This window comes from Paenibacillus sp. LK1 (assembly GCF_002750415.1).
Lineage (GTDB): Bacteria > Bacillota > Bacilli > Paenibacillales > Paenibacillaceae > Paenibacillus > Paenibacillus taichungensis.
In genome coordinates, this window is record NZ_PEII01000001.1 from 712649 (window position 1) to 733902 (window position 21254).

Genomic DNA, 21254 nt, shown 5'->3' on the forward strand with positions numbered 1-21254 from the left:
ATATCACAAAACAATTCAAGATTACCAGCAATCTGGTTTTAAATATAAATGAGGTGATTAAATTGCCCAAAATGGTTTGGCACTTTTTAGTGATCGTATTGGGTGCTGCAGCTATTGCCTGCGGCTTCAACTGGTTTTTGGTTCCCCATCAGCTTCTTAGCGGCGGAGTATCCGGTATTTCCATGCTTCTCGGCTATTTTACGAATTTGAATCTTAGTATAATGTATTTTGTTCTAAACATTCCTCTGCTTATTGCAGGTTGGTTTATTCTTGGACGACGTTTCATTACATTAAGTATTGTTTCGGTAGCAGCCACTTCATGGTTCATCGGGCTTCTGCCTGTTTTTGCTGTGGCAACAGACCCCCTTCTGAGCTGTGTTTTTGGCGGCGTGTTAGTGGGATTGGGTACCGGAGTTTCCTTCCGAGTCGGCGGCTCGACGGGCGGGCTCGACATTGTTGGTTCCATTTTCACCCGTAATCGTGATTTCCCGATTGGTACGGTAATGGCTGGCATGAACGGAGCCATTATTATGCTCGCAGGCTATCTGAATGATGACTGGAACATCGCGCTTGCCTCCATGGTATCGATCTATATCACAGGCAAAGTGCTGGATCTGATTCACATCAGCCATGTCAAAGTCACATTGTACATCATTACCAATGAAACCGAAGCGATGTTGAAAAAATTGCTTGTTCGCCCTCGTGGGGTCACCAAAATCAAAACCCAGGGAGCATATACAGACATCGAAAAGGACATGTTAATGACAGTGACTACTCGCTACGAACTCGTTGAAATCAAACGAATTATCAAGGAAACGGATCCGAACGCCTTTGTTAATATTGTGGAAACGGTTGGAGTTATGGGCTCTTTCCGCCGAAGTTGAGACAGATGTACGGTTAACAATTCTAAACATTGTGGTATAATAACGGTGTACGGCTCCTAAATATGTTGTATAGCAGGATGTGCCCTTCAATTTCACAGAACCATGTGCTTTTCCGATTCGCGCCGAATGACTTACCATTTTGGAATTCGAGTAGGAAAGGGTGATTATTGTGGATATGGAAACGGTAAAACTGTTTGAAATCGTCAACAGATGGTGCCCGGAAATGCTCCCTTTCTTAAAACCGAATGAGCTCGACTCACTGATTGTTCTCCGGGATGGGCTGGGCATCTTGGAACAGGGAGACGCAATGGAAATCATTCAGTACAGTATTTGTGAGCATCAAAATGAGATTTACATTCAATAATTTTTTTAGATTGATCACGCCGCTTCTTGTGGGGGTTACCCCTCAACAGGAAGCGGTTTTCATTTTCCCCATGTGTTTCATCACTTGAATAATATGGTTAAAAGCCCAGAGGCTTTAATGTATAATTCAAACATGGAATGCACATAGGGGAGTGGAAATGAATGAACATGTTTTGGGCTTTACTGGCTATGGCCTGGGGAACTATCAGTGGTGCACCCGCTACAGCCGATCAAGGGAATCAACCTTTTCAATCTTTAACAAACAGTTTCAATACCGCCATTATTCAATCTCAAAAAGATCAAGTCGTTATTGATGCGGATAACCCACCTGCCAAAATTGACCCTCAACCCGATGCACCCGTTGTCAAAGGCATCTATGTGACGGCTTACAGCGCCGGTGGTGCACGCATGACATCATTACTCGATCTGATGGATAACACAGAGCTCAATTCCATGGTCATTGATATCAAGGACGATCTCGGATACATAACTTATCCTACGGAGAACAAGACATTACAGGAAATGGGCAAATCTCAGCCTTTTATCCGTGATATTGATGCCTTGATGAAACGCCTGCAAAAACATGATGTTTACCCGATCGCACGAGTGGTTGTATTCAAGGATACGATTCTCGCCAAGAAAAATCCGGAGCTCTCTTTCCGCAACAAGGACGGTTCTGTATGGGCCAATGGCAAAGGCGACAGCTTCGTGAATCCCTACAGTAAGGAAGTATGGGATTACAACATAGAGATCGCCAAGGAAGCTGCTAAATTGGGATTTAAGGAAATTCAGTTCGACTATGTTCGTTTTCCGGAAGGTTTTGAAACGCGTGCAGACGCATTGAAATACACCAAGTCCGACAAGTCCCGGGTCGACATTGTAGCTGAATTCGTGCAGTATGCACGCAAAGAGCTCGCACCGCTGGGTGTCCGAGTCTCAGTAGATATATTCGGTTACGCAGCCTCAGTACCAGCAGCCGAGGGTATTGGACAGGATTTTGTGAAGATATCTGAAAACGTGGATGTCATTTCGCCGATGGTTTACCCGAGTCACTACTCCACCGGCTGGTACGGTGTGAAGGACCCTGACAAAGATCCCTATACGACCATCAAAGGCTCCATGAAAGATACACATAAGAAACTCGATCCAACCAAGGAGCTGAAACCCGTTATCCGCCCATGGATTCAGGACTTTACAGCAAGCTGGTTAGGCAGCGGACATTACATCAAATACGGCAAAAAACAGGTAGAAGACCAAATTCGTGCGATGAAAGACATGGATGTGGATGAGTACCTGCTCTGGAATGCTTCCAATCGATATACACCAGATGTAAACTATAAATAATGCGCTCTTATTTTTGTTCACTTTACTCCAATAACCTCGTTCCGTATTCTCTGGAGCGAGGTTATTTACTATGCTCTCAACCTTACCTTCCGCACAACTATATTCCTCTCCCTATTCAAATTGGGCAAAATCCACTACAATAAATAGCTGTCCGTACATGACAGTTTAGTGATAACTCTTAAGAATAGTGAGGCACTGCCAGTGAACATGACCACCACCAGCTTTTCTCAAAAAGTAAAGCAATTCCTGATTATATTTCTACCCATCTTCACCACACAAATCGCCCTCTCTGCCATGTCGTTTTTTGATACCAATATGTCAGGCAAGTTCTCCCCGGCTGATCTCGCTGGTGTCGCCATTGGTGCAAGCCTGTGGTTGCCCGTACAGACAGGACTCAGTGGTATTCTGATTGGCATTACACCTGTTGTCTCACACCTGCTCGGTTCGAATCGTAATGACAAGATTGGTCATAGCGTCATTCAAGCCTTATATCTCGGTGTGGCGGTCGGAATCGTCGTTCTTGCAGCAGGTACATTACTGCTCAGTCCCATTCTTAACGGAATGCCTTTGGAGCCGCGGGTTGCCCAAGTCGCCTTCTATTTTCTGTGTGCTTTGGCTTTTGGGGTTATCCCCCTTTTCGGCTACACTGTGCTGCGGAGTTTTATGGATGCACTGGGCCAGACACGGATCACCATGATGATTACGCTGGTTTCGCTGCCTGTAAACATCTTCCTGAACTATTTACTTATCTTTGGACGCTGGGGCTTCCCTCAACTGGGAGGTGTCGGAGCAGGTGTAGCTACAGCAAGTACATACTGGCTCATTTTTCTCCTCAGCCTCTTTTTCGTACACCGAATTGAGCCCTTTGCCCAATATGGGATCTTTCGAAAATTGCCCAACATTTCAATGACCAAATGGAAAGAGCTGCTCAAGATCGGTGTTCCCATCGGTTTCGCTACTTTTTTTGAAACCTCTATCTTTGCAGCGGTCACATTATTAATGAGCCGGTTCGACACTATTACGATTGCTGCCCATCAGGCAGCCCTGAATTTCGCTTCTACGCTGTATATGCTGCCTGTGAGTATATGTATGGCCCTTACGATTCTTGTGGGCTATGAGGCGGGCGCAGGGCGTGTGAGAGACGCAAAGCAATACAGCCTCCTGGGTATCGGAGGAGCCATTGGGCTCTCTCTGTTAACAGCTGTGGTATTACTGGTATTCGGGGAACAAATTGCAGGCGTGTACTCGAATGATCGCGAAGTTATTGCTTTGACACAGCATTTCCTGATTTACGCCATCTTCTTTCAAATCTCTGATGCCATTGCCACCCCAACGCAGGGAGCACTTCGGGGTTACAAGGACGTGAATCCTGCATTGATCATAACGTTTGTCGCGTATTGGATCATCGGTCTACCGGTCGGCTACATCACGGCTACGTATACCTCACTCGGTGCCTTTGGATACTGGGTTGGACTCATTGCCGGCCTCGCCGTTGGAGCAACAGCGCTTCTCTGGAGATTGTTCCTTGTTCAGAAGCAAGCCTCGGTTCGTATGGCTGAAAATAAATAATGGAAATATAACAAAGAGCACAGCCCGCGATAAAACGGGACTGTGCTCATTTAATTTAAACTTTTGTTGATGACTGGATTATTGGGACAAACGCTGTGCAAGCTGGTAAGTCTCCATATCGAAGTCTTTTTTCGTATTAACAACTTTATCAATATCCGTCAGGGTCAGTTCTCCCTTGATAATACCGCAACCTTTGTCTGTCTCACCTGCGATCAGACTGCGTACGGCGAAATCTCCCAGACGACTGGCAAGGTTACGGTCAAACGGAGTTGGCGTACCTCCACGCTGAATGTGACCCAAAACAGTTACACGTGGCTCATACGTTGGGCAGCGTTCCATCAGTTCTTTCGCTACATCTTCACCTTTGCCCACGCCTTCAGCAACGATGATGATACTGTGGCGTTTGCCATGTGCAAAATTGGCTTTCATCCGATCTGCCACTTCGTCCATGTCAAACGGAACTTCCGGTACAAGAATCGTTTCTGCACCCGATGCGAGTCCTGCATGTAAAGCGATATCGCCACAGTGACGGCCCATTACTTCAACGATGGAAGAGCGTTCGTGTGAAGACATGGTATCGCGCAATTTGTTTACTGCATCTACTACTACACTTACTGCTGTATCGAATCCGATCGTATAATCGGTGAAAGAAACGTCATTATCAATCGTTCCCGGAAGACCCATCGTGTTGATGCCCAGCTTGCTCAGTTTGTTGGCACCGTTATATGAACCGTCTCCACCAATAACAACCAGGCCGTCAATACCGCGTGCACGCAGAATGTCTGCACCTTTTTGTTGACCTTCAGCGGTATAGAATTCCTTGCAGCGTGCCGATTGCAGAACCGTTCCCCCACGCTGGATGATATCCCCTACACTCCGCAAATCCATTGGGAAAATATCGTTATTCAAAAGACCCTGGTATCCGCGTTGAACCCCGTACACTTCGAGACCGTGAAACAGTCCGCTGCGAACAACCGCACGAACAGCCGCGTTCATCCCTTGTGAATCACCACCGCTCGTTAAAACTGCGATTTTCTTTACTGCTGTCATGATGTTTCTTCCTCCTCTAGTTTCACTTCAGGCTCCCACCAATACGCCTGACTTACATATGCTTACGAATCCAGCGGCTAAAGATAAAGAAAAATACTCTTGTCATCGGACTATTCTTCATCAAACGCTTGGAAACGACGCGAACTTCCTGTTGTTCGCTGACTTTGGGATCAGACAGGTAAATGGCAAGCAGTCCTTCGATAATCATCCGGTGGAACGAACTTCCCGGAATCTTCTGCACATCACTGCGGGCCATCTCCACAATAAAAGCAATTCGGTCCAGCATTGTCTCCACATTCTCATAATAATTGCAGAAGTTGAGATCTCCTCCGATACGATCTTCATCCTGATCGATTAAATAATCGAGCATAATATGCAGAGCACATACATGAGGAAAATAGGCAGTGTGGATCGAAGCCGCCTGCTCCTCTGTCAGCTGATCATCACTCGCAGCCAGAAACAGCATGAATACGCCCAGCGTAGAGCCGGTAGCGGCGGCAAATTCGTTCCAACGGAACTGAGGTGTGCGGTGGCGATGTTCCGACCACCATTCCAGCAAAGCCGTTTCTCTCAGTTCCGGCTTGATGTGCTTATATACCTGCAGGTCCGTGTATAGGCCTGCCAGATCCTGAATTTGAGGCTTGGCGGATGCATAGCCTGGCAGCTGACGAGTCAGCTCCTGACATGAGGTCACCAGATTCCTTAGGTATCCACCATCATCCTGCTCCTCACGGAGCGCGTAATAATTGACAGGGGTTGCTTCGGGATCTACCGCATCAAGCATAGATTGATGGAGAAGCCGAAAGTCATTCGGGTCCATCGATGTACTGCGATCACACAGATTGTCCAAATAATCACTAATAGTCTGATATGAAACGATCAGTGGAATCAGAATGTGCCTGTTCGGCAAATCAGGTAAAGCATAAACGGTCCCGCCTTCACAGTGGAACTGCTTGTCCCTGAGACTGGCCAGTGCCTGATTGCGCAATTCCTCATTCGGAATTTTCTCAGCTTGGGCACGCCATCCATCCAATTCCTTCCGCGTTTCCGGAATGGTGTATTTGTACACCCCTCTCATCAATGCCAACGGTCCACGCGGATATTGATGACGATTTCGATTTGATTGGCTCAAAATAAATGTGCCTCCACTTGGTTGAATACGTATTAGAGCGATTTTTAACCAATCCTATTATAATATGATCCCCTTAATTGTACAAATGATCTCCCGCATATTCCGCACAAAAAATCGCATCCGCTTTCAAGGCTTTGTGATATACTAGGCATATTTCATCCATCAAAGGAGTCGTTGACATGACGTCAAGTGAACCACTTTCGTGGAGACGGTTATTTGCATTTTTTGTGCCGCTGGGCATATCCGCCTCTCTCGTTACCATTTCGCACGTAATCATTAACAGTACACTCGCTCGTTCCGCTCATCCCGAGACGGTCATTGCCAGCTACGCCATCGCTGGTAGCCTGCTAACCCTCACCGAGCGCCCTTCAACCCTACTGCGTCAAACCTGTTCGGCGCTGGTTCGGGACCGCCTTTCCTTTCAGGCCCTCACGTTTGTGACCAAAATATTTCTCGCTTGTGTACTTCTAATCGGATTTCTCATCGTATATTCTCCCATTGGTACAGGTGTATTCAAATATCTGTTTGGCGTAAGCCCGGATCTGTTATCCAAAGTGATCGACGTCTACGAGATTCTCATGTATGTCAGCATCTTTTCGGTCATCCGCAATATCTATCAAGGCATCATTATTACGAATAACCGTACGAAATGGCTGACGATCGGCATGCTATTCCGTCTTGCCGGAATGTATGGCCTGTCCTTGTATTTCATATATACTGACAGTATTGATAGTGGACGTGTAGGCGCTATCATTTTTGCGGCAGGAATGATGATTGAGGCTTTGGTCAGTTTTCTTGAAGGTAACAGCATTAAACGCAAGATGCCAGCCAAGCTGGAAGATCATCCTGTTGAAAACAAGGCAGACGTCTTTCGCTTTTACAAACCGCTGTTATTATCCAGTTTTGTGGCCCTGTTTATCGGCCCCGTCATTAATATCGTACTTGGCAAAACGACCGGGATTGCTCTGGCCATCTCTTCCTTTGCCGTTGCGAGTAGCCTGATGCAGCTGATGCTAAGCTTTTTTACATACATCCACCAAATCGTACTAAATTTCTATCTTGTTGATGCCAAACTGGTGAAGAAGTTCGCACTGGTCACCGGATTTGTTCCTTTTGCCATGACCGTGTCGATTGCCTACACCCCGCTTGGACCGTGGGTATTGGAAAATGTAATGAGCGTTCAGGGCAATCTGCTACAGCAAAGTTTGTGGACACTACGTGCGTTTGTGCTCTTTCCGCTGATTTCACCTTTTCTCGACTTCAGTAATGGTTTGATTCTACTGCGCGGACAGACCAAAACAATGTTTCGCTCCCAGACGGCCAATGCCATATGTACGGTGATCGTCCTGCTCATTCTAGTTAGCATATTCCCTGCGTGGAACGGCATGATCGGTGCAGTGGCTCAATCCCTAGGCCTGCTTGCCGAGCTTGTCATTGTCTGGCTTGTCATCCGGCGTACGCAGAAGGAACCTAGCATGTCTGTACACTCATCCGGGAAATCATCTTCCCTCAAGGGATAATAAATTTGAACTGTAATCAAGAATGGAGCCTTTCATCATGAAATCAAGTCATACCGCCCGGCCAGATCAAAACTGGCTGCGGGCACTTATGTTCACCATCTTCGGTTCCACCGTTCTGGTGGTATCGTATTTCCAGCTTTATTTCAGTCATCTGGGGTTCAGTCGGGCCGAAATCGGTTACCTGTACGGAATCGGTCCTCTCGTCTCCGTATTCTCCAACATGTTCTGGAGTATGGCCAGTGACCGTTACAAAACTGTACGCAAAGTGATGATCATCCTGCTTGCCGGGCAACTGATCACAGGTGTCATGCTTGCCAATGCCACAACCTTTGGTCAGGTGTTTGTACTGGTGACCCTGTTTTACTTTTTCTACTACCCGGTTTATCCACTTTCGGATACGATGGCGATTACAACCGCAAGCAAGTATGGGCGAAATTTCACTTCCATTCGTGTATTTGGCTCGATCGGATATGCGTTCTTTGCCTTAAGCATTGGATATTTTCTCGGATCTTTCGGACCAGGATGGACGATGTGGGTATGTATTGCTCTGGCCGCGACTACTCTCCTAATCGGTTTTCGATTAAAAGATCAGCCTTCGGGCAGCAGCACTAAAATGGATCTTTCGGGACTATGGTCCATCTTGAAACGAAGGGATGTCCTCACCTTTTTCGGATGCGTTTTTCTGCTCGCTCTGGGTCACCGGATGAATGAAGCTTTTCTCACCATCACACTGAAAGATCTAGGTGCCAGTGAAGGGCTCATCGGCTGGTCCCTGTTGATCTCTTCGGTCAGTGAAATTCCGGTGTTTTTGCTGCTAAGCAGATACGGCAATCGCTACAAAGAACTTCCTTTGCTGACGATCGCTGCGCTGATGTATACGATTCGCTTATTTCTGATGTCCATCTCGGATACACCCGCGGCGGTCGTTGCCATTCAGACGATGCACAGCGTGACCTTTGGCATCTTCTACGTGACGGCAGTCCGTTATATTACCCGCCTTGTTCCGGATGGCTATCGCGCCACTGGTATGGCCTTGTTCACCATTGTGTGGTCCAGCGCTTCCGGTCTGCTCAGCGGAACGCTGGGAGGATTGCTGCTAGAGCATACCAACAGAAGCACCTTCTATCTCACTGCGATGGCGTTTTCCCTGGCCGCACTTGTGGGATTTTGCATGAAGCTTTGGTCAAGCATGACTAGCCGCACATAAACATCCAAAAAGGATTTCCCATATGGAACTCCACTTATCAAATATATCAAAAAAAGCACAGTCTCCCATGGGGGGACTGTGCTTGGGTTCGTATATTCAGCTAGAAGCCAATCATTTATAAGAAATCCGTATGATCGGAAAAATTCTTACAATTTGTTTACGTTAGCTGCTTGAGGACCACGGTTTCCATCAGTGATTTCGAATTCTACCGCTTGACCTTCTTCCAATGTTTTAAAGCCGTCGCCTTGGATTGCGGAGAAATGTACGAATACGTCCTCGCCGCCTTCAACTGAAATAAAGCCATAGCCTTTTTCTGCGTTAAACCATTTAACTGTACCTTTCAAATGAACAACCTCCTAAAAATATCGCCATCTATGGCGAATACCCTCATTATACTGTATGACCTTCTACATTGCAATTTATCTTTTCCATAAAAGTCGAAAAAATTTGCTTTGAATCCAAGGGTACGGTATCATTTTACCAAAACCGTTAGTTTGGAGACTACCTATGATAAAAAAACATGAAATATACAAAACAGACAAGTGGAATATGATGACCGTAGAAGTTCAAGGCAAATATCTGGTGCTTCGTGAAATCTCGGAAGAATGGGGCGAAGAATGCCATACCTTCCTCAGCCGTCCTGCGTTGATGCACTGGGCTGAACGCCGCTTCCCGAAAGAAGATTTCGAGAACCGCGAGGACGAATGGCGTCAACTTATGGCTGCCTTCAAAGGGGTCTAGCCCATGCAGCTTGACTCAAGCAATGTTGTCATCTTTATTATTCTTGCTTTTTCCTTAGGAATCGTGCTGATTCTGGGACGCAACTCCATCCCGGATCGTCTAAGACGGGGCATGGCTTTGATTGCCACCCTGCTGATCTGTTTCGCATTTTTCCTGATCGTTTACTTTTTGGTCAATATGGGAGCCTAGCTTCATCAAATATTTCAATGCCCCTCAGGTCATACTATACGGGATTATTCGTATAGTGAGGAGGAAGGCCGTTGAAATACCGCAAATCGCTGTTCATTTTGCTGGTACTTAGTCTGATTCCTTCGTCTCTCTCCGCACAAGCGAGTGGGACGAAGGCAGCTTCGTCTATATATTCATCACTTCATCAAAGGAGGATTCCCATGAGTCAACTATTGAAACGTTCCGAGGTACCTACTGAACAAACCTGGAAACTGGAAGATCTATTCGCCGATCAGAAAGCTTGGGATCAGGAATATGAAGAAGTATCGTCTTTGACTAAGAAAGCCTCCGAATTCCAAGGCAAACTGAACAAACCTGAGACACTCAAAAACTGTTTTGAACTCGAAGATGAGATCAGTCTCAAAACCGAACGCCTCTTTGTGTATGCACGGATGCATCAAGATGAAGACACAGCTAACCCTACATATCAAAACCTGTCCCAAAAAGCACAAAAGTTAAGCGTGCAGGTTGGTGAAGCACTATCTTATGTTACACCCGAAATCTTGTCCCTTCCGGATGATCAGTTGGATGCCCTCATCTCCAACGAGAAACTCTCTGCCTATAAGTTCACACTGGAAGAGATGAAACGTGAAAAGGCTCATGTACTGAGCCAAGCCGAGGAAGCATTGCTTGCACAGGTGGGTAATCTATCCCAGGCACCACAGACCATCTTTAGCATGTTGAACAACGCCGATCTCAAGTTCCCAAAAATCAAGGATGAGCATGGAAACGAAGTGGAACTGACTCATGGCAGCTATATTCAGTTCTTGGAAAATCCGAATCGGGAAGTTCGCGAACGTGCCTTCAAAGCGGTGTATGAAACCTATGGCAAGCAAAAGAACACCATTGCTGCAGCTCTGAACGCTAACGTAACTAAAAATATGTTTTATGCCGATGTTCGGAAATACCCTTCCGTCATGGATATGTCCCTTTACGGCGACAACATTCCGAAGGATGTCTATACCAATCTTGTGGATACAATTCATGAGAGCCTTCCGCTGTTACACCGTTATATGGACCTGCGCAAAAAATTGCTCGGCGTAGATAAGCTGCATATGTATGACCTTTTCGCCCCACTGGTGGATGAATACAAAATGGACATTACCTACGAGGAAGCCAAACAAACGGTTAAAGATGGCTTGAAGCCGCTTGGCAAGGATTATGCAGACGCATTACAGGCCGGCTATGATGATCGCTGGATTGATGTATACGAAAATGAGAATAAACGTTCAGGCGCATATAGTTGGGGAGCCTACGGCACCCACCCTTACGTCTTGTTGAATCACAAAGATAACCTGAATAGCATGTTTACACTGGCACATGAAATGGGCCACGCACTTCATTCCCACTATTCAGACACTACGCTTCCATATCGTGATGCACAGTACACCATTTTCCTGGCTGAGGTTGCATCTACAACGAATGAAGCTTTGTTAATGGATTATCTGCTCAATAAATCGACAGATCCGAAGGAAAAGCTATACTTGCTGACGTATTATGCAGATCAGTTCCGTACCACGGTATTCCGTCAAACCATGTTTGCAGAATTCGAAAAAATCATTCACGAGCGTGCGGAACAGGGTGAAGCTCTCACACCTCAGCTGCTTTCCGAGATTTATTATGACCTTAATGTCAAATACCATGGAGATAGCATGGTGGTGGACAAAGGTATTGAAATGGAATGGGCGCGTATTCCCCACTTCTATAACAGCTTCTACGTGTACAAATATGCGACCGGCTTCTCAGCAGCGACCAGTTTCTCCAAGCAAATTCTGGAAGAGGGGCAACCTGCTGTAGACCGTTATCTTGGATTCCTCAAGAGCGGTGGCAGTGACTATTCCATCAACATCCTGAAAAAAGCAGGAGTGGATATGTCTACGCCAGAGCCGATTCGCGAAGCTATGAGTGTGTTCAAGGAATTGATTGAGCAAATGGAACAACTAACGAAATAAGGTTGCTTTCTCGTCCCTGTGACCTGTGTCCCTTGCCCATTCGGGCAAGGGATTTTATAATCAAGCAAGATGCAAGCTCCATAAATTAGGGTAATTGCATACATAGTCCTGAAGAATTGTTCAACAAGGAGGCACCACCATGAAAATGCAATGGGCACTCATCGCAGGTCTCGTTTTTGCATTACTTACGGGAATTTTTGCGGTCATTAATGTGGATTCCGTACAAGTCAACCTGCTATTTAACACGGTTCAAATCCCGCTGATTCTGCTCATTCTTGGCTGCACCCTAATCGGTGGAATCATTGTAGGGTCTTATGGCATCTTCCGCCAATATCGACTGCAACGCGAGAACAAGCAATTGAAGCTGCGTGTATCCGAGTTGGAAAACTCCGCAGCAAGCAGCTCTACCTCTTCTCTGGATTCGTTTAAATCCATGGATACATTCGGAACGATCGATTCGGACAACGTTTCTGTGGAGTCCGATTCCATTCAGAGTCAACGAAAAGGAAATCCTTCGGGTACGCTGTAACACATCAGAGCAGCCTGCTGGCTATCAAGAATGGAATTGTACATTCTGCCAGACAGGCTGTATTCTGTTTTAAGAACAACTTACTGCACAATTATTAACGAGGAGGAAATTTCCATATGAGTTTTACCATTGACGAATCCTATGTCCTGTCTTTTCTGAAAAAGTTACTCGATACTCCCAGCCCTAGTGGCTATACCCACGATATTATTGAGATGATCCGCAAGGAAGCTGAATCACTGCATGTTGATTTTGAATTGAACAACAAGGGTGGAGCTGTGCTCACATTGCCTGGGCAGGACTCTTCCAGAACGATCGGATTGAGTGCACATGTGGATACATTGGGAGCTATGGTGCGTTCCATCACATCCTACGGCACACTGAAGCTTACCTCTGTCGGTGGATTTACCATGAACAGTATCGAGAATGAGTATTGCACCATCCACACACGCGATGGAAAGACCTACACAGGCACCATCCTTTCCCTGCACCCTTCTGTACACGTCTATCCGGATGCACGTACGTTTGAGCGAAGCGAGAGCCATATGGAAGTACGCATTGATGAAGTGATCTCTTCCAAGGAAGATGTTCTGGCATTGGGTATCTCTGTAGGGGACTTTATTTCCTTCGATGCCCGTGCGGTCATTACACCCAGCGGATATATCAAATCGCGTCACCTTGATGATAAAGCCAGCGTAGCTGCTTTGTTCGGTATCCTGGAATCTGCACATCGGGAAAATTGGAAACCACTGCATAACGTTTCGCTGCTCATCTCGAACTATGAAGAAGTTGGACACGGCGCATCTTATATTCCTGCGGAAATCAGCGAATTGATTGCTGTAGACATGGGCGCAATGGGTGACGACCTTAGCTGCAAGGAGACGGATGTATCCATCTGTGCCAAGGATTCGTCCGGACCATATGACTACGATATGACCTCGCGACTGATCGAACTGGCCAAACAAGCAAGCCTTGATTATGTCGTTGATATTTATCCACAATACGGCTCCGACGGCAGTGCAGCATTACGTGGAGGAAATAACATTCGTGCTGCATTGATTGGTCCGGGCGTTCATGCTTCCCACTCCATGGAACGCACGCATAAAGACGCTGTCCTGAATACAGCGAGACTGCTCGCCGCATATATTACGACCAAGTAAATTGTGACATGGTCATACACAAGTCGAATGGAAATACAGCATTTGAATAAATGATCAGAGTTGTGATCTCGATCTGATCGGGCATGCCGACTTGGATATCTATCATTCACTTTTATCATGTAAAAAAGGACACTTCAGCTGCGCCGTTTAGGCGCAAGCCGGAAGTGTCCTTCTTCTTTGAAATGTCTCAATTTGCTCGTTCAATATATTCGCTATACCTACGTTCCAGAAGCTCCAGCTTCACTTTGTGATCCCGGATCTCATCCTTCAGCACATGCAACGTGCTTCGCACTGCACTCAATCCATCCTTCACCTGAGTTTCAGCTTTGCGAATTTTGTCTTGTACCATCCAATCCACAAAGAGATTATCGAAGAAATAGTCTGCGAATGAAAGCAGGCCTCCAAGGTGTAATTCCGTGTTTACAGCCATCTTCACATCCTCCAGCTCCTTCTGAAATCGGCGAAGACGTCTTCCGGCATCGACAATAGCAACCTGAGCGTCATCCATTCTGCTGCGCTTAATATGGGTCGAGATCATCCCCCCACCCATCATGTCGTATACTCCCCAATTTCCCGCAGAGGACAAAGCCTTTTCAGCACGTTCAAGTGCATCGAGCAGATACTGACCTTCTCGATCCGCTTCATTTAGCTCCTGAAGCTCTCCCGAGAGATGTTCCCGATCCTCAGCCATCTGCTGCAATTCTGCATCTTTATCGAGCAAATCGTTTTCCTTCTTGCCCAATAACACCTTGTAATCACTTTGCCAGAATTGGTATTGCCGCTGTCCGTCCAGTTGCTGCTTAACTTGCGAGCGCTGCTTCTGGATATCCGTTAACATCTGGCATGCTGTATCGTACTCTGCCTTACTTTCCATCAACTCCAGTTCTTCTTTTTCCAGTCGATCCTCTTTTTTGCCGATTAAATGATAAAAGAATGCTGATAACGTCATGTTGTTGAGGCGATCCACATCGTTTTGTTCCTTCTGTAGATGCTCCAGACGCTGCTGTACTTTCCTTTTCCATTCCGCTTCCTCCTGATTCAGCTTCTCCAGCCGATCATTCCATTTATCGTACATTCTTCCCTTTTCCTTGATCACTGCCAATTGTTCATTCAGTTCTCTGTACATGGATGTGGAGTTCTCCCCCTTCTATGGAATTCTTTATTTAATAAACGGTTTGAATATGGTTAACGTTTCATATAAATTCATTTTCATCAATGCAAAAAAAATCGCCCTCCCCCAAAAGACGACTACAAGTCGCTTTTGAAGAGAAGACGATTCACTGAAATATACTTTAAGACTTGCTGTTTTCAATCTGTTCCGCAAGCTCATTCAGAACGGTCCACCGTTCCATCAGTTCGTCCAGATGACGCTCCGCCTCCGCCTGCTCTGCCATTAACTCCTGTAGACGGGCTGAATCGCTGAACGATTCTTCCATCTCTTTATTAATGCGGGCCAGATTGGCTTCAGCTTTCTCGATATTCTCATCAATCTGGTCATATTCACGCTGTTCCTTGAAGCTGAACTTCAACTTAGGTTTAGCGGCCGAGACAGCAGGTTTACTTTCTTCCGTTGCTGCCGGTTTCAATTTAGCAGCTGTTCCCGTCGCACTATCCTGAGAAGATGCAGGGGCATTTTTTAACATCCATTCTGCATATTCACTGTAGTCCCCAACATGCACACGCACAGCACCGCCACCTTCAAAAGACAGTACTTTATCCACCGTCCGATCCAGGAAGTACCGGTCATGGGATACGACAAATACAACACCTGGGAAATCATCCAGGTAATCTTCGAGTACTGCAAGTGTCTGAATGTCCAGGTCGTTCGTCGGCTCATCCAGCAGCAGGACATTCGGTGCAGCCATCAGCACACGCAGTAGGTACAGACGACGCTTTTCTCCGCCAGACAGACGGGAGATGGGTGTCCACTGTGACGCAGGGGTGAAGAGGAAACGCTCCAGCATCTGAGCTGCTGTAATAAGAGATCCATCAGCCGTTTTTATATTCTCGGCCACTTCCTTGATGTACTCAATAACCCGCAGAGATTCATTCATCTCCTGATGCTCCTGAGTGAAGTAGCCCAGATTAACCGTCGGGCCCACAACAACCTCACCGGCATCGGGTTCCAATTTACCAGAAATCATTTGCAGCAAGGTTGATTTACCGCTGCCGTTCGGGCCGACAATACCTACCCGGTCACCTGGTACCGCAATGTAACTGAGATCTTCAATCAATTTGCGGCCATCTGCCGATTTGGACAGATGCTCAATCTCCAGTATTTTTTTGCCCAAACGAGTGGAACCCACGGATACCTCTAATGAGCCTGAACGATTGGGTCCCTGTTGATCCTTCAACTGTTCAAAGCGATCAATTCTCGCTTTTTGTTTCGTGGTCCGTGCTTTTGCACCGCGACGAATCCAGGCGAGCTCCGTACGCAGCAGATTTTGCCGTTTTTGTTCGGATGCGGATTCACGCTCTTCACGCTCAGCCTTCAGTTCCAGGAAGCGGGTATAGTTGGCCTCATACCGGAATAAACGCCCATGATCTAGCTCCAGCATCACATTTGCTACACGATCCAGGAAATAACGATCATGCGTGATCATGAGCAGGGCGCCGCGCCGTTTTTGCAAATACTGTTCCAGCCAAACTACAGAATCATTATCAATATGGTTCGTAGGCTCATCCAGAATGAGCAATTCGCAGGGATGAATCAGCGCAGAAGCAAGCGCCACCCGTTTACGTTGTCCACCAGACAATGTGCCCATCAGCGCATCGAATTGACGAATGCCCAGTTTGGACAGAATGCTCTTCGCTTCACTTTCCATCTGCCAAACCTGGAGCTGCTCCATTTGCTGGTTCAAACGCAATAAACGCTCTTGCAGTGCCGGATCGGAAGGATTAAGTTCCAATAGCTCCATTGTTTCTGTATACTCACGTACTGTTTTCATCTCCGGGCTGTCGCCCTCAAATACTTGTTGCAAAACTGTATTATCCGGGTTAAACTGCGGATTCTGTGCCAGGAACTGTATACGCACGTCATTCCCAATCGAGATCTGTCCCTCATCCGCTGGCTCCATACCTGCAATGACACGCAAAAATGTGGACTTCCCGGTTCCATTGACACCAACGACACCAATCTTGTCCTGATCGCCCATACCGAATGAGGCGTCTTTAAACAATATTTTCTCACCATAGCTTTTCGCAACTTGCTCTACCGTCATTATGTTCATTGCTCGTAACCTACTTCTCTGTAAAATGTATTCAAAATGAGGCTGCACATAAGATGCAACTACACTCACGCTATACTTGCAAAAAGGAACGACATCCGTCCAGAAACAGAGCTGCTGCAAAGGCAATTCGTTTGTTCAGGTGCTCCTCATTAAATTCCGGATTCAACATGATATCCATCTTTAGCCGATCGAGAATCCCGATATAAGCTTCTGCGAGCAGCACAGGCTCAGGCACACCAGCATTCTCTAACACCTCACGCACCATGCTCATATACTCATTCATAAATGCCTTCATGAATTTCATCAGATCCGGATCATTATTGGGTGCCATAAAAAACAGCTTGGTATGATTGCGACGCTCATAATAATACGTAAGGTGAGTCTTGGCGATCGCACCCAGCTTATCCCCCGTACTCTCATGTGATTTCAATGCATAATCCAGGCGACTGATAAAACTGTCGCAATCCCGCTTGGATACGGCGATAAATAATTGTTCCTTATTTTTGAAATATAAATAAATGGTGCCTTTCGCGATGCCTGCTTCGTCCGCAATATCGGACATTTTCGTCTCATAGAATCCTTTTGAACCGAAAATACCATAAGCTGCATCCAGAATTGCCTCCGATTTGTCTCCTTGCACAGTGCTCAAACGCACTCCCTCCCTACGACGCCAAAATGATACCCAAACCGATCGCTAAACATCCGCCGATCACCGAACTGAGCACGTTCACCAGATCATTACTCATCCAAGTCCAGCCACGCGCTCGAACGGTTCTGTGTCCACAATGTTCACTAACCTCGACCTCACGGCCGCACACAGTACAACGATACATATACTGAACCGTTGCGCCCAGATAAGAATCGGCAAAAGCTCCTGCCAATCCGCCTACAAGGCCGACACACGTCCAGCTGAGCAGACTCAATCCTCCGATCCCGGCAATCCAGGAAAAGAAAAACGCACCCACCCCGATCAAAGCTCCACCTATGGCAGCAGCCAGCGTCCCAAGTAATGAAACACCTCCAGAGGTACCTGGAGTCAGCACCTTCCACGTCACGACAGAGCGCGGTGGCTTACGGCTGAGACTTCCCCACTCGGTTGCCCATGTATCTGAAGTAACGGTAGCCATGACACCAATAAAAGCATACATCCAGGCCGGGTGTGGAAGGATCCAGTTCCCCAGAACAAGAAACATGCCGATTCCACCGTTAGCCATGACCTGTCCAGCATCACGATTGCCCGTCTTGGCATACGATTTCTCAAGCTCCTGCTTGCGATCCTTGCGAAATTTGGAGAACAGTGTTGAGGTAATGAAAAACAGCAGCAGTGTTCCAAACCAGAACAGGTTGCCCGCTCCGTAATATATCGTACCCATGATCACAGCCGCCAGGCAGCCGGACAGGGTTAGCGACTTCTTCGCGTAGGCAGCACCCGCCACAATAAAAGCGCATACGGCGCCAATAATCCAGTCCATAAGTTCTCCTGCATGTGGCAGCATCTATGGCCCACATGACGTTTTATATTTTTGAAATTTAATTATACCACGGTTTGAACCCAATGCCGAAACTCCCTGACCCCGCATACAAAAAACCTGATTTGGCAACTTTGAAAGCTGCCAAATCAGGTCTATGATATTGTGATAAAACTGTGATGAATGATCCTGCTTCCGTTTAATCAAGGATTCGAGGATGCCATCAACTCAAGTGCCAGTTCAGACACGCTTCGTTCCACCAATTACACCATAACGGTAGAGCACGCTGCGACCAAACCAATTGAACAACCGATCGGTGAGAAAGCCCATAAAGCCCAGAGAAATCAGGCCGACAAAGATCCAATCTGTGCGAAAGAATAATCGAGAATTCCAGATCAGATAACCCACGCCTTCATTTGCAGCAATCATTTCTGCTCCGATAATAGCCATATAGGAAGTGCCCATTGCCAGTCGTACCCCCGTGAAAATATACGGAGTCGTCGCCGGAACAACGACATGCAGCAAAATCTGCCATTCGTTTGCTCCCATGCTGCGGGCTGACCGGATCTTGTCTTCTTCAATGGAGAGTACACCTGTCAGCGTGTTTAACACAACGATGAAGAACGTTGCATACATGATGAGTGCAATCTTCGATTGCTCCCCAATCCCGAACCAGACCAGGAATAGGGTAATGAATGCAATCGGCGGAATAAAGCGGATAAAATTAAGGAAAGGTTCGGCGAACAGCCGGATCATATGAACCTTGCCGATGATAAGCCCTACCGGGATCGCTATCACACTGCCAAGCACCCAACCCGCAAGCACACGTGTAAAACTAATTCCGATATACTGCATCAGTGTACCGTCAGCAAGCAGTTCACGGGCACCAAGAATGGTATCCCACGGACCGGGAATCACTTCAGGACCATAGAGCATGGCCCCTAGCTGCCAAATCAGAATTACCGTCACCCACAATAGAGGGATAGACACCCACTTTTTCTCCAACCACCTCATCTTGCTATCACCTCAATTATTCTTCAAAATGGCTTTGAATCTGGTCATATAGAATGTTGAACTCCGATGAAGCAATGTTCCTCGGATAAGACAGAGCATTGTCATATATATCCGTTATCTTGGATGAAGGTCCTACTGACATAATTCCTATCCGCTGACCCAGCAAGAGCGCCTCCTGAATATCATGAGTGACAAAAATAACGGTCTTGTGAGTTTCCTGCCAAATATTGACCAGCTCTTTCTGCATCGTACGCCGAGTCATTGCATCCAACGCTCCAAAGGGTTCATCCATCAACAGGATGGCCGAATCGTTAGCTAGCACCCGGGCCAATTGCACCCGCTGCTTCATGCCACCTGACAGTTCCTTTGGAAATTTTGCTTCATGACTACCTAGTCCAACAAGCTCGATGTATCGGTCTGATATTGTACGCCGCTGAGACTTGGGCACCTTGGCCATCCGAAGTCCAAACTCCACATTCTCCCTTACGGTAAGCCAGGGAAAGAGAGAAGAATCCGCCTGCTGAAATACCATGGCCCGATCCTTGCCCGGTCTATCGATCTCCTTATTATCCACCTTGAGCTGACCGCCAGACTTGGAGATAAAGCCTGCAATCATATTTAGAAGCGTGGACTTGCCACATCCGCTGGGGCCAAGCAGGACAAAGAATTCCCCTCCCTTGATGACCAGATCGACATCCTTGATAATATAGTGTACATCCCCATGGGTGGGGGCATTGTATGTTTTGCGAAGCTGCTCGATACGAATCGTATGCTGATCTGCAGGTAAGGACATGAGAACACCTCCATTCAATTTGCGAGTTATTTACTATAAGTCACTTTATCTGGCAGTGTCTGCTTCAGGAGCTCCAGGTTCAGTTTGCTATCGAGATCAAAATCGTGTTCGATGATTCCGTTATCCACCATATACTGCTTCTGCCCTGCCAGACTGTCATAAGCTGCCTGGGTAAATCCAACTTCCCATGGATTGATCGGAAGATCCTTCAAGGTGGCCTCCTTAGGCTGCTTGGTTTCCTTATACATCAGGTCTGCAACCTCTTCAGGATGCGCCTGGGCATATACGGAGGCTTCATCCAGCGCTGCGAGAAAACCACTCACCGTTTCAGGGTTCGCCTGAATGAACTCATTGCTTGCTACAAGCCCCATTCCAAGGCGTACAGGAGTTTGGGACATATCGGTGAGCTGATGCACGCCTTCAAGCGCATCGAACTTATCAGTCAAGGCGGAACCAATGACCCAGGTTGCATCTAGATCGCCCTGCTTTAGTGCAATGTACGCTTCGTCAAATGCTCCCTGACCGACCTGAGTTACTGCACCTAACTCCAATCCCTGGTCCTTCAAATAATCATCCCACAGGTAAGGAATAAATGTACCGCGGATGAAACTTACTTTTTTACCCTTCAGATCTGCACCACTCTGTATATCGTTCTTGGCATACAACTTCCACGCAGCTGCTGCTTCATTCGTAGCCTGACCTGCGGAAGCAATGACGGAGTAATCCCCTTTTGCCAAAGCGTTTAATACAGGAAAGTCAGCTCCGTACGCAATATCCACCTGCTTGATAAATAGCGCATTTACACCTTCCGCTGGCGAACCAAACGTAATGCTCTCTGCATCAATACCGTGGCTTGCAAAGAAACCTTTGGCAATAGCTACCCTGAACGTTGGGTTAGTACTTGTATCTGCGATCCGGATTTTCACTTTTTTGGCCTCTGTGCCTGAGGCACCCTTTGCTTCGGATACCGATTCGTTTGCAGAACATCCCGATAATATCAATAACATGGATAAGAGCATTAATAACGCACCAGTTAAGGTGGATGGTTTTCTCACAATATGCACCCCATTCG

At 46.9% G+C, this 21254-nt stretch carries 21 protein-coding genes; 11 read left to right on the plus strand and 10 right to left on the minus strand.

What is annotated here, in order from left to right; translation table 11 throughout:
* Nucleotides 1-71: 71 nt before the first annotated feature.
* From CS562_RS03210 to CS562_RS03225, 4 genes are all read left to right on the plus strand, one after another.
* Complete coding sequence (locus tag CS562_RS03210; protein ID WP_373561676.1) at nt 72-884, plus strand: YitT family protein; 813 nt, start codon at nt 72-74, stop codon at nt 882-884.
* A gap of 175 nt (nt 885-1059) precedes the next feature.
* Nucleotides 1060-1248: a hypothetical protein gene (locus CS562_RS03215; protein WP_029880762.1), complete on the plus strand. Its 189-nt coding sequence runs from the start codon at nt 1060-1062 to the stop codon at nt 1246-1248.
* A gap of 161 nt (nt 1249-1409) precedes the next feature.
* Complete coding sequence (locus CS562_RS03220) at nt 1410-2591, plus strand: putative glycoside hydrolase (RefSeq protein ID WP_099853546.1); 1182 nt, start codon at nt 1410-1412, stop codon at nt 2589-2591.
* A 207-nt stretch (nt 2592-2798) separates the two neighbouring features.
* On the plus strand, nt 2799-4160 hold the full coding sequence (locus CS562_RS03225) for an MATE family efflux transporter (RefSeq protein ID WP_076292099.1): 1362 nt from the start codon (nt 2799-2801) through the stop codon (nt 4158-4160).
* Nucleotides 4161-4238: 78 nt separating this feature from the next.
* On the opposite strand, the gene pfkA is transcribed toward CS562_RS03225, so the two are convergent.
* Both pfkA and CS562_RS03235 read right to left on the minus strand, forming a co-directional pair.
* Complete coding sequence (gene pfkA, locus CS562_RS03230; protein ID WP_076292040.1) at nt 4239-5210, minus strand: 6-phosphofructokinase; 972 nt, start codon at nt 5208-5210, stop codon at nt 4239-4241.
* Between the two features lie 52 nt (nt 5211-5262).
* Nucleotides 5263-6342, minus strand: a complete 1080-nt coding sequence (locus CS562_RS03235; RefSeq protein WP_175381611.1) for a tetraprenyl-beta-curcumene synthase family protein — start codon at nt 6340-6342, stop codon at nt 5263-5265.
* 179 nt (nt 6343-6521) lie between these two features.
* Here CS562_RS03235 and CS562_RS03240 point away from each other — a divergent pair, with 179 nt between their 5' ends.
* Both CS562_RS03240 and CS562_RS03245 read left to right on the plus strand, forming a co-directional pair.
* Nucleotides 6522-7862: a multi antimicrobial extrusion protein MatE gene (locus tag CS562_RS03240; RefSeq protein WP_076292041.1), complete on the plus strand. Its 1341-nt coding sequence runs from the start codon at nt 6522-6524 to the stop codon at nt 7860-7862.
* A 37-nt stretch (nt 7863-7899) separates the two neighbouring features.
* Nucleotides 7900-9069 carry an MFS transporter gene (locus CS562_RS03245; RefSeq protein WP_099853548.1) on the plus strand — a complete coding sequence of 390 codons (1170 nt, stop codon included), beginning with the start codon at nt 7900-7902 and terminating at the stop codon, nt 9067-9069.
* 146 nt (nt 9070-9215) lie between these two features.
* On the opposite strand, the gene CS562_RS03250 is transcribed toward CS562_RS03245, so the two are convergent.
* The gene (locus CS562_RS03250; protein WP_017689394.1) at nt 9216-9413 is read right to left on the minus strand and encodes a cold shock domain-containing protein; all 198 of its coding nucleotides are present in this window, start codon (nt 9411-9413) and stop codon (nt 9216-9218) included.
* Nucleotides 9414-9576: 163 nt separating this feature from the next.
* Here CS562_RS03250 and CS562_RS03255 point away from each other — a divergent pair, with 163 nt between their 5' ends.
* From CS562_RS03255 to CS562_RS03275, 5 genes are all read left to right on the plus strand, one after another.
* Nucleotides 9577-9810 (plus strand): hypothetical protein, encoded by a 234-nt coding sequence (locus tag CS562_RS03255; RefSeq protein WP_024629225.1) that lies wholly within the window; start codon nt 9577-9579, stop codon nt 9808-9810.
* A 3-nt stretch (nt 9811-9813) separates the two neighbouring features.
* Nucleotides 9814-9999, plus strand: coding sequence for a hypothetical protein (locus CS562_RS03260; RefSeq protein ID WP_024629224.1), 186 nt, complete (start codon nt 9814-9816; stop codon nt 9997-9999).
* A 200-nt stretch (nt 10000-10199) separates the two neighbouring features.
* On the plus strand, nt 10200-11990 hold the full coding sequence (gene pepF, locus CS562_RS03265) for an oligoendopeptidase F (protein WP_099853550.1): 1791 nt from the start codon (nt 10200-10202) through the stop codon (nt 11988-11990).
* A 139-nt stretch (nt 11991-12129) separates the two neighbouring features.
* The gene (locus CS562_RS03270; protein ID WP_076292044.1) at nt 12130-12519 is read left to right on the plus strand and encodes a LapA family protein; all 390 of its coding nucleotides are present in this window, start codon (nt 12130-12132) and stop codon (nt 12517-12519) included.
* Between the two features lie 116 nt (nt 12520-12635).
* Entirely contained in the window at nt 12636-13676 is a 1041-nt protein-coding gene (locus tag CS562_RS03275; RefSeq protein ID WP_099853552.1) for a M42 family metallopeptidase, read from the plus strand.
* 187 nt (nt 13677-13863) lie between these two features.
* On the opposite strand, the gene CS562_RS03280 is transcribed toward CS562_RS03275, so the two are convergent.
* The 7 genes from CS562_RS03280 to CS562_RS03310 all read right to left on the minus strand — a co-directional run bounded on the left by CS562_RS03280 (nt 13864) and on the right by CS562_RS03310 (nt 21201).
* Nucleotides 13864-14802 carry a hypothetical protein gene (locus CS562_RS03280; protein WP_099853554.1) on the minus strand — a complete coding sequence of 313 codons (939 nt, stop codon included), beginning with the start codon at nt 14800-14802 and terminating at the stop codon, nt 13864-13866.
* A gap of 166 nt (nt 14803-14968) precedes the next feature.
* Nucleotides 14969-16906, minus strand: a complete 1938-nt coding sequence (locus tag CS562_RS03285; protein WP_076292047.1) for an ABC-F family ATP-binding cassette domain-containing protein — start codon at nt 16904-16906, stop codon at nt 14969-14971.
* Between the two features lie 70 nt (nt 16907-16976).
* Nucleotides 16977-17555, minus strand: coding sequence for a TetR/AcrR family transcriptional regulator (locus CS562_RS03290; RefSeq protein WP_076292048.1), 579 nt, complete (start codon nt 17553-17555; stop codon nt 16977-16979).
* A 13-nt stretch (nt 17556-17568) separates the two neighbouring features.
* Nucleotides 17569-18378, minus strand: a complete 810-nt coding sequence (locus CS562_RS03295; protein WP_099853722.1) for a DUF92 domain-containing protein — start codon at nt 18376-18378, stop codon at nt 17569-17571.
* A gap of 237 nt (nt 18379-18615) precedes the next feature.
* On the minus strand, nt 18616-19389 hold the full coding sequence (locus tag CS562_RS03300; protein ID WP_076292050.1) for an ABC transporter permease: 774 nt from the start codon (nt 19387-19389) through the stop codon (nt 18616-18618).
* A gap of 16 nt (nt 19390-19405) precedes the next feature.
* Nucleotides 19406-20182 carry an ABC transporter ATP-binding protein gene (locus CS562_RS03305; protein ID WP_099853557.1) on the minus strand — a complete coding sequence of 259 codons (777 nt, stop codon included), beginning with the start codon at nt 20180-20182 and terminating at the stop codon, nt 19406-19408.
* Nucleotides 20183-20208: 26 nt separating this feature from the next.
* A complete protein-coding gene (locus CS562_RS03310; protein ID WP_373561677.1) occupies nt 20209-21201 on the minus strand; it encodes an ABC transporter substrate-binding protein in 993 nt (330 codons plus the stop codon).
* Nucleotides 21202-21254: the final 53 nt, after the last annotated feature.